Origin of the sequence: Paenibacillus terrae, assembly GCF_005217525.1 — a bacterium.
GTDB lineage: Bacteria > Bacillota > Bacilli > Paenibacillales > Paenibacillaceae > Paenibacillus > Paenibacillus terrae_C.
In genome coordinates this window covers 1,082,524-1,096,042 of the sequence record NZ_PNXQ01000016.1, presented here as the reverse complement: position 1 = coordinate 1,096,042, position 13,519 = coordinate 1,082,524, and the positions used below count along the sequence as shown (strand labels likewise).

Here is a 13,519-nt window from a genome sequence, read left to right as displayed (position 1 = left end):
AGCAAACACAATGAAAAAAGGGATATCGATGAAAATGGGAGTATCGGGTCTTCTTACCGTACTTATGGTCATGAGTGTTTTTTTAGCTGCTTGCGGTAACAAGGGGGCAGAGGATCAAGGCAGCCAAACGTATGATCCAAATTCAAAGCTGGAATTAACCTGGTTAAATGTATTGCACACGGCCTCTCCACCTACAGACACGATTAAGAACAAAATTGAAAAATACACTAATTCCAAGATTACGTTCAACTGGGTTCCTGATGCGTCCAAAGAAGAGAGAATCACTACAGCACTGGCGTCCGGTGAATTGGCGGATATCGTGACTCTTACGATGATGACAAATTCTTCAGTTCGAAGTTCATTGAAATCAGGCCTATTCTGGGATGTAGGTAAGTATCTGGACGATTATGACAATTTAAAAAAGATACCTCCCGAAGTTAGAAATGCAGCTTCCATCGAGGGAGTTCTGTATGGAGTTCCATTCCAGAAAAATTTGGCACGAGCAGGCCTGGTTATTCGCAAGGATTGGCTAGATCGTTTAGGGCTTAAAGTACCTACGACCTTGGATGAGCTTTACGAAGTTGCGAGAGCGTTTACAGAGGATGACCCGGACGGTAATGGCAAAAAGGATACGACAGGCTTTGGCGACAGATCTGATCTGCGCTACAGCAGCTTTAAAACCTTAAGCTCTTATTTTGGCACACCTAATGGCTGGAAAGTAGATGAGAATGGCAAGTTTACGCCGGAATTTGATACACCTCAATATTTGGAGACGTTAAAGTATTCCAATAAATTATATAAGAACGGGTATGTATCCAAGGATTTCGCCGTAACTGCTAAAACTGATCAGCAGCAGCAATTTGCTCAAGGGAAAACCGGAATTTATACGGGCATGGTGGATATCACCAACTTGAGAAATCTGTCACAAGGCTTGCAAAAGGGGCTTGAGCTGGTGCCTGTAAACAAAATCTCCAATGGAGACGGTAAATATCACATTTGGTCCGAAGGCAGCGGAGTTGGTGGTTTGCTGGCATTTCCTAAATCCGAGGTGAAGTCGGAAGCTGAGTTGAAGAGACTACTTCAATTCGTCAATGATTTGATTGATGAAGAAGTATTTATGGACATGACAGGTGGTATTAAGGGAACTCATTATGACATTGATAATGAAGGAGCTTTCAGAATTATTAACACCGATTTGTGGCAAGCAGATGTACAGCCATTTGCAAGTTCCAGACCGAGCGAAGTGACGTATACGTTAAAAGATGCCAACCCTGAAAAGGAACTAGCCAATCAATTAATCAAGGAAAATAACGACTTTGCTGTTTTGGATCCAACCGTTCCTCTGGATTCTGTAACTGCCAATGAAAAAGGAACCGAACTCGAAAAAATTATAACCGATGCTACGTTCAAATTTATTATGGGTGAGACCGATGAAGCCGGATTCAAAGCAGCCGTAGAGAACTGGAAAAATTCCGGTGGATCACAGATTATTACTGAATACGAAGAAGCGTATAAGAAATCGAAAAAATAAGGATATAGATATAGGTTGAACATCAGTGTACATGAAGTGCCACTACGCAGGCGGATGGTGCTTACCATCGCTGACGCTTGTTCAGCACCATTCCGCCTACTCCGTTTTCCAGTGTATTTTTAAGTTCAGCCTATACATCATTTTCGTATTCACAAAAAATGAAGACAGGAGAGAACGAGATGCAAGTGTATAACATTGTAGATTATGGAGCACCTCAGGATGGTACGACGTTGGCAACAGGGGCGATTGCGGCTGCAATCGAAGCGGCTAGCAATGCCGGGGGAGGAACGGTTTTTGTTCCCTCGGGTACGTATCTGACAGGCGCTATTTTTCTGAAAAGTAACATTCAGCTGCATATAAGCCCCGGTGCAATTCTCTCCTTCAGCACGGATTTGGTTGATTATCCAGTAGTAGAATCCAGGTGGGAAGGCGTTCAGCGAGAAGTACATGCATCGTGTATTTATGGGCAGAACCTGGAGAATATTTCAGTTACAGGCAGTGGAACGCTGGAAGGAAATGGTCAACCGTGGTGGGAAAAGCATCGGAATCATCCCGAGGAGTTACAGTACCCGAGACCCAAATTAATCAGCTTTGACCGTTGTCAGCGGGTCACCATTAAAGATATCATGTTGAAAAATTCCCCCAGTTGGACTGTAAACCCTATCGCTTGCTATAACGTTACGATTGACAATGTGTCCATTCTTAACCCGGCGGATTCCCCCAATACGGATGGCATTAATCCCGAATCCTGCTCCAATGTTCGTATTAGTAACTGCAATATTGATGTGGGCGATGATTGTATTGCGATCAAAGCAGGAACCGAAGATACACAGGAGCGGATTCCTTGTGAAAATATAACGATTACCAACTGTACGATGGTGCATGGACATGGCGCTGTTGTACTGGGAAGCGAGATGAGTGGAGATATCCGTAATGTCACGATCAGCAATTGTGTGTTCAAGCAAACGGATCGGGGCATCCGCCTGAAATCAAGACGGGGACGCGGGGGGATCGTCGAAGATATTCGCGTTAGCAATATTGTGATGGAAGATGTGATTTGTCCATTTATTCTGAATCTCTATTATTTCTGCGGACCTCGGGGCAAAGACAAATATGTCTGGGACAAAAATCCCTATCCAATTACCGATGAAACACCTTGCTTTAGACGGATTCATTTTTCCGATATCACGGCACGACAGGTTCATGCGGCTGCTGGATTCTTATACGGACTTGCAGAACAATATATTGCTGAAATTACATTTTCCAATATTGATATTTCTATGGCGAAAAATGCGATTCCTGGCCGTCCTGCCATGATGACAGGGATTGAAGATATGAACAACCGTGGTTTTTATTTAGGCAATGTGAGAGATATCCGTTTTCAACAGGTGACGATTGAGAATCATGAAGGCCCTGCTTTTTATATTGAAAACGGGGAAGGCGTTGAGGTCAACCGTTGTCATTCGAAAAATACAAACCAGCCTGAAAAGCTGATCGAACAAGTGACGATACAACCTTCTGAACAAAATGTTTTTAATTGAGGATTTTGCAAATTCCTGATTTAAGAGGGGCATGGAAGGAGGGAGAACATGGATAAGCTGCAAGCATTATTGGGAGATCTTCCGGCAGATCGACCCGTTACAGCCACCCTGCTAAAGCAAGAGGAACAAGAGGGATACCAACTGGAATCTATTCTGCTGGACATCAACGGAATCGAGCCTGTGCCAGCTTATATAGCCACACCATTACAAGGAAACGGTCCGTTTCCATTGGTCATTTTCAACCATTCGCATGGAGGCAATTATACCCATGGACGCAAGGAATTTATCCATAGCAGCTCTTACTTGCAGCAGCCCTCGTTTGCTAAAACCCTGACAGACATGGGCTATTGCGCTTGTTGTATTGACATGTGGGGCTTTAATGAACGCGGGGGTAAAACCGAGAGCGAGCTGGTAAAGGAAATGCTCTGGCAGGGCCAGGTGCTGTGGGGCATGATGCTGTACGATAACCGTCGTTTGGTGGACTATATGTGCCAGCGAGAGAATGTTGATGCTTCCCGCATCGCAACGATTGGGATGTCGATGGGAGGACTGATGGCGTGGTGGCTGGCAGCGTTAGATGAGCGAATACAGGTCACCATTGATATTTGCGGACAGGTAGATGCCCATACGCTGATCACCAAAAGGGGACTGGATCACCATGGCTTCTATTCCTATGTCCCCGGCTTGCTAAAGCATTTTACCACGCTGGATATTCAAAAGCGGATTGTTCCCCGTCCACGAATGAGCATAACAGGCCAAAATGACCGAATGTGTCCAATTGAGGGGGTCGAGCATTTGGCGAAGGGACTGCAGGAAGCTTACCAGGAAGCAGGTCACCCTGAGCATTGGCAGCCTGTGATCGCAGGTGGCGGGCATATGGAAACCTTGGAAATGCGGACGGCGTGGCAGTCATTTTTAGCAGAACACCTGTAATTCCAATGAAAGGATTGGGGCAACCATGCTGGTAGGGAAAGAATCCTTTTGTGATTTCCATACGATTCAAGAGGCGATTGCTGCATTGGAGCAGTCGCCTTCACATGAAATGGAAACGCTGTATATTTTATCGGGTACCTACGAGGAAGAGGTGCGAATTTACCGTTCGTATCTTCATATCATAGGCATCGGGCAGGTAGACATTCGAATGCATCGGTATGCCAGGGAGCTGGATGAGGCAGGCGAGGAAATAGGAACCTTTGCGACTCCCACTTTATTTTTAGGCGGCAATCATTTGATCCTAGAAAATCTCATCATTTCCAACACGGCTGGACAGGGGGAAGCCATTGGGCAGGCTGTTGCTGTATATGCTCACTGTGATAAAACGGTTTTTAGAAACTGCACCTTTCGCGGGCATCAGGATACGTTATTTACTGGTCCCTTGCCTCCGGCACCGAAAGAACGGCTAAAGTTTGGCGGCATCCATTTGAAAGAACATCATGCCCACTATCGCCAGCTTTATCAGCAATGTTATATCGAGGGAACGGTAGACTTCATTTTTGGCGGGGCGACTGCTTATTTTGAACATTGCGAAATTCGCAGTTTACGCCATCATGAGAACCAAACGAGCTACATTACAGCCGCCTCCACTCCCCAGGGACAAGCGTATGGCTATGTATTCAATCATTGCTGCTTAACCGCAGAGCCTGATATTACCCCGGTATTTTTGGGGCGTCCGTGGCGTGAGTATGCCAAGACCGTATTTGTGGATTGTAAAATGGGTGAACATATTGATCCACGGGGTTGGGACAATTGGGACGATGCTGCAAATGAGAAAACGGTTTGCTATCAGGAGTATGGTGTATCCGATGTTACCTCGTTGCGTGGGCAGCGTGTTCCGTGGGCGGGTTGTTTTGAAGGACGAGCAGAAGCGTGGAGCAAGGAGCAGGTTTTTGAGGGAGACACTTTTTGGAAGCAAGGAGGAGTCATTTCTCATGATGATCCAAAATCCCATATTAAAAGGCTTTAATCCCGATCCGTGTATTGTACGAGTCGAGGATACTTACTATATTGTCGTGTCATCGTTTGAGTGGCTGCCGGGAGTACGGGTGTATCAGTCCAAGGATTTGGCCCATTGGGAGCACTGTACGGATATTTTGACTGATCAGGTTGATTTAAAAGGAAACCCGAAAAATTGCAGCATTTGGGCGCCTCAGCTGAGCTACGCGGATAACCTTTTTTATCTGCTCTATACGGATGTGAAGAGCACCAGACGTCCGTTTAAGGACGTTCATAATTTTGTGATGACGGCACCTGCGATCCATGGACCGTGGTCAGACCCGGTATATCTCAACAGCAGTGGATTCGATCCGTCTTTATTTCACGACGAGGATGGACGTAAATGGCTATTGAATGCATTGTGGGATTACCGCATGGTGGACAGCAATAAGTCTTCAGGTATTGTTATGCAGGAATACGATAGCGGGCAGCAGCGACTGATTGGCGAGCCTGTGAAAATTTTTGATTGCACACCTTTGAAAAAAACAGAGGCCCCTCATATCTACAAGCAAAACGGATATTACTATCTTATTACAGCGGAAGGTGGAACGGGTACGGGACATGCGGTAACCGTAGCCCGTTCGAAGCAGCTATCCGGGCCTTATGAAGTAGATCCGCATAACCCGATGCTTACATCACGCGATCGTCCTGAACTCCCTTTACAATGTGCAGGACATGGCAGTCTTGTACAGACGCCAGATGGCGATTGGTATATGGCTCATTTATGTACTCGTCCATTGGAAGGAAAGTATGCCATTTTAGGGCGAGAAACAGCCTTGCAGCACGTGTACTGGAATGATGAAGGCTGGTTGCGATTAACCGGCGGAGGCAATACGCCGCAATTAGAAGTGCCTGCACCGATCGGAACCACTTTCTCGGCAGGGCAGAAGCACAGCTTTATATTCAAAGACTTTTTCGAAGGGCCAGTTTTAAATAAAACATGGAATACATTGCGTATACTGGCGGATGATCGTTGGTGCTCACTGAGCCAGCGTCCGGGCTATCTTCGAATTCTGGCTGGAGAATCCATTCAAAGTCTGTTTCAGCATCATGTGCTTGCCATCCGGCAAACCGATCATCATTTTCGGGTAGAAACGGCGTTGGAATATCAACCTACAAGCTATTTGCAAATGGCGGGGCTCCTGCTGTATCTAAATGATGAAAATTACCTGTATGCCTATGTCAGCTATGAAGAGGGACAAGGGAAAGTGCTGCGCATGATGAGATGTGAAGCAGATACATTCACATTAGTCCCTCAGTCGATTGCGCTTCAAAAGGATATTCCTATACATTTGGCCGTAGAAGTCCATGCAATCCAAGGACATTTTTATTACCATCTTGGAAATGAGCCTACCTGGACTCCGCTTTTTGAAAAGCAAAACATCAGCTTTTTATCAGGTGGATTTACAGGGAATTTTGTAGGGATTGCCGCCCATGACATGCAACAATTTCAAGGCAGCTACGCCGATTTTATCCATTTTCTGTATCATGGACAAGATCATCTATCTTCTTAAAATACCTTTCTTTCGTTAGGAGTATTTATCAAGGTATTTTCTTCAAGCCCTTGTTCTTAGCAGGGGCTTTTTGCAATTTTTCATTAACCTGAAGTAAATTGGATTATTTTGGACGAGTCCAGTTATAATGTAATCAATATGTATAGTAAAATCATCGGAATAAGCGAAGAGGGGGTAACAATACATGAATCCTGTTTTACATCATTACATTGCTGAATTTGAATTTTCAGGGGAACTATTTTTGGACATAGAGAAGCTTTTTAACAAACATAACGCAGAAGCTACGTGGATTCATTGCACAAGGGTAGCCCATGAATCCAAGGCACTGGCTCTACAATTCCATGCTGATCCTTTCATAGCTGAACGGGCGGGGTGGTTGCACGATATAGGCACCATCATCCCTAATGAAGATAAAGTAGCTGTTGCACGTGCTTTACATATCCCCATTATTGAAGAAGAATTAGCATTTCCGTATATTCTGCACCAAAAGCTGTCCAGAGAGATGACTATTCAGATTTTTGGACTAACGGATTCGATGCTGCTGAATGCGATTGAATGTCACACGACGCTGTGGAAATCCATGAGTCTGATGGATAAAATTTTATTTATAGGAGACAAATTGTCATGGGATCAGGCACACGCTGCGCCTTTTGTACAAGAGATAAGGAAGAATGTGAACGATCATTTGTTGGATGAAGCGATTATGATTTATTTAAACCATGTGTGGAGCAATAAAGAAAAGATGAAGGTTGTACATCCTTGGTTATTAGAAGCCAGACAGTCTTTATTAAAGGCTCTTTTCTAAAATATTGTTGCTGACTCACAATGAACCGGCAATCTGTGTGGACAAGAATCTGTGAAGAAAAACAATGGTGTAGGAAGCTTGTAACAAGTGAATTTTATGACAACAGCAACATTACGGGCATAAAAAAACCAGTTGATTAAGAGCAACTGGTTCAATAAAGGTTTTATATTGGATATTCATTCAACCAAATAAATGCTTGTTCATAATTATCAAAAAATTTTACGGATTCTTTTGTATTGGATTGTTGTAAATAATTCATTATCTCCCCTTCTTCAAGGAGAAACGCAATTGCCTTGCTGTGATTCAAAATGGTTTCATTGAAGAACTTATCTTTCCATGCTTTTTGAACAGAAAAATGATCTGGCGTGTATCCTTTTCTATCCACCAACAATTTGTATTTCCGACCCTCGGAAATGAATTGCTGACAAGCTTGCTCGAAGCCATTAAACCATTCATTAACATCATCTGTTTTAATCTTGCCAATTAGATGGGTAACAATTAAATCTCCTGAAACTGTGGTGCTGATATTATGTTTGCTCAACTTGGAATCATCTCCCTTAGTTACAATTATGCGTAAAAACCTCACAAAATCAATAAGGATAAAATTCTTACGTAATAAAGCAACATTATTTACGAAAAGAGCCTTATTAAAAGAGCTCGAAGGGGCATGGATGGATATATTCGAGTAAGCCAAGCGCCTTCCGGGGTGCTTTTTCTATGGACTTGAAGCTGTACCTGTTCACCTTTTCACATTATAACCTCGCAAAATCTCTAAAAATACGGTGGTCGCTTTCGTTTCAAATACGGCAGAAGGGGTCAGAAAAGAGAATTTCCGAACGACTGGGAAACCGCTTATATTCAACATTTTTAAAGTGCCCAAGGTGAGTTCCTTTTGAATCGTCCACTGTGACAGCAAAGAAATGCCCAAGCCTGCTTCTACAGACTCTTTAATAATCTGGGTGCTGCCAAAATCCATAATATGAGCAGGGGTAAACTGAAATCGTACAAACATCTTTTCCGCCGCTTCCCGGGTTCCAGAGCCTTCTTCGCGCAGAATCCATATGTCCTCTTGTAGCTCACTTAAACCTACTTGAGATTTACCAGCCAAACGATGATGATGTGGAACGACGATATACATTTCATCTTCTGCAAACGGTTCAATATACAAATGGTCATGCTGAAATTCTCCTTCAATAATCCCCACATCCAGTTGATTACGAATCACCAATCTTTCAATTTCCTGAGTGTTGCCGATGCTAATGGAGGGCTGAATGAGCGGATATTGACTTCTCATTTGCGCAATCACATGCGGCAGTACATACTCTCCGTATGTGTAGCTTGCGCCAATGGATAGATTGCCTTTTGCTGTATTCATCAACTCGTCCACCAAATACTGCATTCGGGTGTGGAGGCGGATGATTTCCTTGGCATGATGATACACAATTTCACCGGCTTTGGTTAGACGCACATATTTATTACTTCGCTCCAAAAGCCGTGTTCCCACGGTACGCTCCAGCGTTTGAATGTATTGACTGACGGCGGGCTGTGTCATGTGTAGCTCTTCGGCTGTTCTTGTGAAGTTTTGTTTTTCTGCGACCATAACAAATACGATTAAAGATTGATCCAAAGCCGACTCCTCCATTTTCATCATACCTATTTACTTATGGATACCATTATAATGATTTATTTTTCTTATGACAAAATACGCATTAAACTTTATGAAGACAGAATTGGAGGTATTCACCATGAGCAGTCACATAAAGCGCATGAAATGTTCACTACGTTCCGGTTTACCACCAAAGCGTTTCCCACACTCTAACCGAAATCGCTTTATCCAACGTATCTTAGGCATTGTACTGACCATGATATTTGCCTTCGTCGGGTATGGTCTGAACGAAATACCTGGATTTCATTATGTAGGCCCTTTGGCTTGCGCCATGTTTCTCGCTGTCTTATACCGACAGCTATGGGGATATCCCGAAGCTTTACGTTCAGGGATTGAGTTTTCGGCTAAAAAATTGCTGCGAGGGGCTATCGTATTATACGGACTAAAGCTCAATATGGATGTTGTTATTCATCATGGTATGGGCTTGCTCCTGCGTGATGTGGGTACCGTCGTATTTTCCATCCTGTTTACGATGTGGCTGGCCAAGCTCTTTAAGGCTGACGCTTCGCTCTCGCTTCTTCTCGGTATTGGGACAGGTGTTTGCGGTGCGGCTGCGATTGCTGCTGTTTCTCCCCTGTTGAAATCCAAGGATGAGGATACGGCTATAGGAGTAGGGCTCATTGCTTTGGTCGGAACCGTATTCGCCATTTTATTTACCGTCCTTCGATCGTGGCTTCCTTTGACGGATATGCAATATGGAATATGGTCAGGCATCAGCCTGCATGAAATTGCACATGTGGCCTTAGCTGCCGAACCTGCCGGACAGGATGCTCTCGCGCTTGGCTTACTAGCCAAGCTGGGCCGTGTCTTTTTACTAATACCGCTTAGCTTTATGATCATGTACTGGATGAAGCGAACCGGAAAGATCCGCTCGGATGCGAAAATGGAGTTCCCCTGGTTTCTCATTGGATTTGTCATCACAAGTTTGATCGGTAGCTATGTTTTGGGAAAATATATCGTAGTTCCTTCTAGTCTGATGAACGGATTTTCTCACATCACCACATTTATGCTAACGATGGCCATGGTAGGCATGGGGCTGAATGTGAGCTTTAAGACCTTGCGGGAGAAAGCGGTGCTTCCCTTACTGGTGCTGTCCATCACCTCGATCATTCTTGCAAGCTTAACATTTTTAACTATGTGAATAAGGATACAAAAAAGAAGTCTCTGCTCGCTATGTAGCTGGTAGAGACTTTTTAGTGCTATAAATGATAAACTTGAGATATGTGATGACTTATTCGTAACTTTTTACATATGATTGGCGTCTATCAAAATGGCGGGTACTGAGGATACTAGATTGCACGATTTTCATCAGTGAAAATTTATAGAATGGTAGGGTACATAATGAAGAAAATATATTTTTGGGCTTTTTTATTTCTGTTTTTATGGGTATTTCCAGGGGAAACTCACGCTACGTCTTCAAGCTCACATATTGAGCTGGATGGTAAAGATTTAAGTACTGCGAAGGGAATTCAGATTCAGGAAATAAAGGGTAGTGTGTTGGTCCCACTTCGTCTCATTGTGGAGGAATTAGGTTATAAGGTCAATTGGGACTCCAAGACAAGTACGGTAACGATCCAGGATCGAGATCATAACCTCAGCCTTCAGGTAAATAACCCCATAGCATCTGTCGATGGTATTCAAATGGGGTTGACGGTAGCTCCATTGCTTAAAGGCGGAACCACTTATGTTCCGCTTCGCTTTGTATCTGAACAGACAGGTCTTGATGTGGCATGGAGCAGCAAGCTAAAAACGGTGTTTCTGACTTCCCCGCCTGTCTCAAGTGGAAGTAGTGCTCCTTTGAATCAGGATTCAGAAGCAACACTGGAGTCAACATCTACTGAGCCTGTTACATCTGCTATAGCTCCTGATACCATTGTCCCTGAGCCTGTCATCTCTTCTGACGGACATGCTCAAGGGATCGATGTCTCTCACTATAATGGCAATATAGATTGGCAGCAGGTTGCGGCCGCAGGCAAGACATTTGCTTTCATCAAGGCTACTGAGGGGACAACATATCAAGATAATCAATTTCTAGCAAATGTTCAGGGAGCGAGGGATGCCAACATACTGGTCGGTGCTTATCACTTTTTGAACGCTACAACTGCGGATGGTGCTCGTCAGGAAGCTGCTAATTTTGCCAGGGCTATAGAATCAGCAGGCGGCAGTCTGGATCTGCCGCCAGTGATGGATTATGAAAATAATCCAAAAGGTCTTACTCCTGCGCAAATTAGTGAAGTGGCTCATGCATTTTTGGATGAAACGGAGAAGCTTACCGGACGTCTGCCAATCGTATACACGGGCAATGTCTTTGCTTCCAAGTTTGATCCTACACTTTCTGTGTATAAATTGTGGGTAGCCAGATACAGCACCACTCAAAAACCGACTGCAGTTCCAGCCTGGGATAACTGGTGGGCATGGCAGTACAGTAGCACAGGCAGTGTTCAGGGTATCCGTGGTAATGTGGATTTGAATGAGTTCAATGGAACAATAGATGAACTCCGTTCTTCACTGGCGGGAGATATTGAATAGTAGAAGCTTGTGACTATAGTAAATCCTCGCGAATCCAGTATAGGATCGGCGAGGATTTTGGCGTCTGATTGTTTAAATACTTAGGTGGGCATAATCCATACGATTTCGCAGATCCGGACAAAGAATTTCTTTCCATACACATCTAAAATGACATGATCGGGTTTACAATCCACTACACAACCGTCAATTCTGCCACGAGTGGTCTCCAGTACAACATATTTGCCAATGACCGATTTTAATGTTTCTACCACATACGGGTCCACAGGGGTCACCATGATGTGATGAGGGGTATGCTGGTGATGGGGAAAAGGTTGGTTCATACTGTAATTAAGCGCTTGATTTGGATTCAATTGCTTCACTCCTTCAGGGGATTATTTGTGATATCTTATGCTCCTGCCCAGAAATGGTGTAGGCGGATGCCCAATCAACGTAAAGATTCACATCATTGCCGATAAGCCCGGTCCATAGGAAGCCTCAATACATAAGCTATGATGTACCTTGAATTGAAGGAGGAACTTATCCATGAGTGAATGTGAAAGAGGTTGTGGCGGTGGATACCCAGGCGGAGTTTGGACATCAACAGGGGCTATCTTGGTACTGTTCATTCTGCTGGTCATCATCACCAAGTCGTTATGGATCTAATTTGAAATGAGTGTATTAAATCCCTCACCGGAGCATAGCTGGTGGGGGATTTAAGCGTTTTAAGGGATTCAAGAGACTTGTTTGGATTGTAAAACACCCCAAATAGCAGCAACCACTCCCTGACGGATGATTGTCGGGGGTGGTTGCTGTCATAAGATGTGTCATCGTTTGGTAGACAGGGCTTGACGTGGAGCAGCTAATTAAATTAAAGCAATTGCCAGCAGGGTGAACAGGCTCAAGGTTAAGAGCTGATTACCATATCCATAGCCAGGATAAAAAGCAGACGTTTGAACACGCCCGTTTGATTCCCTTTTTAAGTACACGTTATTGCGATCCACCTTCACGATGGTTCCTTCGTGCTGCTGTCCGTCCATGGTCAAAACACGTACCCGTCTGTTCATACAGCCCAAGCAGTTGTAATAAGCGTCCATTCAATCACCCCCTCTTGTACATTCGCATTTTATGAGACGAATGATGTAACGGTAACGGCTAATATACAGGGAGAGGGCATTCCCGCTGGTTTATGATTTTATCAGGATTAGGTCCATTCATGATAAGGATTAAAGGCGAAGCCGGGATATCCGTTTGTAGGGGCATAGTTTCTTTCCGTGGCGACCTGCTGGTATGGGGGAGCATCGGCAAGTCTCACATGTATTCCCGGCTTTTTAGCTGCCTGGTGCTTGCAGTCATTAGGCGGACCGATGATTACAGGCTTTTTGATAGGAGCGAGCGCTTCCTGAATTTTATTCTCATTCAGGCAGTAGGTATGAGCGAGAATATTGCTTGGCGTTAATCGCAAAATGTCGGAGCCGAGGATGAATTCAGGGATGGGAGCATTAAAAATCGCTATCAAATGAGTATGATCCATTGTGGCGACCTCGTAGTGCCACCATCCCTGGGGAACATTAGCGACCTGACCAGGTGTGAGCGGGAAATGGTGCAACTCGCGGGTAAAAGGGTTCATTAGTGACACGGTCACTGCTCCAGAGACGCAGTATACCAGTTCTGCTGCATTTTGGTGGTAATGAGGCTCTATGACGTTAGCTGTGCTGAGGTAAATATCCAGCAGCGATATATTCGCCAACGTATTTAGTTGCTGGATCGAAAGCTCGTTGATGTAGTTTTGAGCATCCTTTTGAAATAGAACATTGTCTTTTACATCATAAGTAAATTGTGCGGAGGGAGAGGTGTAATCCATATATGAATCCACGTGTGGTTCCTGCCTTTCTGTTATTCAAAATTTGATGATCGTACAGCTACCCTATGCATTCGCCCAAAGTTGTGTGCAAGGAATAGGGC

At 44.3% G+C, this 13,519-nt stretch carries 13 protein-coding genes; 8 read left to right on the top strand and 5 right to left on the bottom strand.

Annotated elements, in window-relative coordinates:
* Nucleotides 1-10: 10 nt before the first annotated feature.
* From C1I60_RS22680 to yqeK, 6 genes are all read left to right on the top strand, one after another.
* Nucleotides 11-1,531, top strand: coding sequence for an extracellular solute-binding protein (locus C1I60_RS22680; protein WP_137063745.1), 1,521 nt, complete (start codon nt 11-13; stop codon nt 1,529-1,531).
* A 179-nt stretch (nt 1,532-1,710) separates the two neighbouring features.
* The gene (locus C1I60_RS22675; RefSeq protein ID WP_137063744.1) at nt 1,711-3,072 is read left to right on the top strand and encodes a glycoside hydrolase family 28 protein; all 1,362 of its coding nucleotides are present in this window, start codon (nt 1,711-1,713) and stop codon (nt 3,070-3,072) included.
* Nucleotides 3,073-3,120: 48 nt separating this feature from the next.
* The gene (locus C1I60_RS22670; protein WP_137063743.1) at nt 3,121-4,005 is read left to right on the top strand and encodes a dienelactone hydrolase family protein; all 885 of its coding nucleotides are present in this window, start codon (nt 3,121-3,123) and stop codon (nt 4,003-4,005) included.
* A 25-nt stretch (nt 4,006-4,030) separates the two neighbouring features.
* Entirely contained in the window at nt 4,031-5,035 is a 1,005-nt protein-coding gene (locus C1I60_RS22665; protein ID WP_137063741.1) for a pectinesterase family protein, read from the top strand.
* The gene (locus tag C1I60_RS22660) at nt 5,001-6,578 is read left to right on the top strand and encodes a glycoside hydrolase family 43 protein (RefSeq protein ID WP_137063740.1); all 1,578 of its coding nucleotides are present in this window, start codon (nt 5,001-5,003) and stop codon (nt 6,576-6,578) included. Before C1I60_RS22665 ends, C1I60_RS22660 begins: the two co-directional genes overlap by 35 nt.
* A 184-nt stretch (nt 6,579-6,762) precedes the next feature.
* Complete coding sequence (gene yqeK, locus C1I60_RS22655; RefSeq protein ID WP_137063738.1) at nt 6,763-7,383, top strand: bis(5'-nucleosyl)-tetraphosphatase (symmetrical) YqeK; 621 nt, start codon at nt 6,763-6,765, stop codon at nt 7,381-7,383.
* A gap of 163 nt (nt 7,384-7,546) precedes the next feature.
* Here yqeK and C1I60_RS22650 read toward each other — a convergent pair whose 3' ends face one another.
* A complete protein-coding gene (locus tag C1I60_RS22650) occupies nt 7,547-8,056 on the bottom strand; it encodes a SpoIIAA family protein (protein WP_137063887.1) in 510 nt (169 codons plus the stop codon).
* A gap of 66 nt (nt 8,057-8,122) precedes the next feature.
* Nucleotides 8,123-9,010: a LysR family transcriptional regulator gene (locus C1I60_RS22645; protein ID WP_137063737.1), complete on the bottom strand. Its 888-nt coding sequence runs from the start codon at nt 9,008-9,010 to the stop codon at nt 8,123-8,125.
* Between the two features lie 118 nt (nt 9,011-9,128).
* On the opposite strand from C1I60_RS22645, the gene C1I60_RS22640 reads away from it, so the two are divergent.
* The gene (locus C1I60_RS22640) at nt 9,129-10,190 is read left to right on the top strand and encodes a YeiH family protein (RefSeq protein WP_137063735.1); all 1,062 of its coding nucleotides are present in this window, start codon (nt 9,129-9,131) and stop codon (nt 10,188-10,190) included.
* Between the two features lie 200 nt (nt 10,191-10,390).
* Nucleotides 10,391-11,578, top strand: a complete 1,188-nt coding sequence (locus C1I60_RS22635) for a GH25 family lysozyme (RefSeq protein WP_137063733.1) — start codon at nt 10,391-10,393, stop codon at nt 11,576-11,578.
* An 80-nt stretch (nt 11,579-11,658) separates the two neighbouring features.
* On the opposite strand, the gene C1I60_RS22630 is transcribed toward C1I60_RS22635, so the two are convergent.
* The 3 genes from C1I60_RS22630 to C1I60_RS22620 all read right to left on the bottom strand — a co-directional run bounded on the left by C1I60_RS22630 (nt 11,659) and on the right by C1I60_RS22620 (nt 13,430).
* Nucleotides 11,659-11,928, bottom strand: coding sequence for a YuzF family protein (locus C1I60_RS22630; protein WP_137063731.1), 270 nt, complete (start codon nt 11,926-11,928; stop codon nt 11,659-11,661).
* A 492-nt stretch (nt 11,929-12,420) separates the two neighbouring features.
* Nucleotides 12,421-12,651, bottom strand: a complete 231-nt coding sequence (locus tag C1I60_RS22625; RefSeq protein WP_137063729.1) for an LSm family protein — start codon at nt 12,649-12,651, stop codon at nt 12,421-12,423.
* A gap of 107 nt (nt 12,652-12,758) precedes the next feature.
* Nucleotides 12,759-13,430: a cupin domain-containing protein gene (locus C1I60_RS22620; protein ID WP_137063727.1), complete on the bottom strand. Its 672-nt coding sequence runs from the start codon at nt 13,428-13,430 to the stop codon at nt 12,759-12,761.
* Nucleotides 13,431-13,519: the final 89 nt, after the last annotated feature.

Coding starts and splice junctions, on each gene's coding strand:
- C1I60_RS22635 (WP_137063733.1), top strand. CDS start 10,391: ATGAAGAAAATATATTTTTGGGCTTTTTTATTTCTGTTTTTATGGGTA.
- C1I60_RS22660 (WP_137063740.1), top strand. CDS start 5,001: ATGATGATCCAAAATCCCATATTAAAAGGCTTTAATCCCGATCCGTGT.
- C1I60_RS22640 (WP_137063735.1), top strand. CDS start 9,129: ATGAGCAGTCACATAAAGCGCATGAAATGTTCACTACGTTCCGGTTTA.
- yqeK (WP_137063738.1), top strand. CDS start 6,763: ATGAATCCTGTTTTACATCATTACATTGCTGAATTTGAATTTTCAGGG.
- C1I60_RS22625 (WP_137063729.1), bottom strand. CDS start 12,651: ATGGACGCTTATTACAACTGCTTGGGCTGTATGAACAGACGGGTACGT.
- C1I60_RS22675 (WP_137063744.1), top strand. CDS start 1,711: ATGCAAGTGTATAACATTGTAGATTATGGAGCACCTCAGGATGGTACG.
- C1I60_RS22680 (WP_137063745.1), top strand. CDS start 11: ATGAAAAAAGGGATATCGATGAAAATGGGAGTATCGGGTCTTCTTACC.
- C1I60_RS22670 (WP_137063743.1), top strand. CDS start 3,121: ATGGATAAGCTGCAAGCATTATTGGGAGATCTTCCGGCAGATCGACCC.
- C1I60_RS22665 (WP_137063741.1), top strand. CDS start 4,031: ATGCTGGTAGGGAAAGAATCCTTTTGTGATTTCCATACGATTCAAGAG.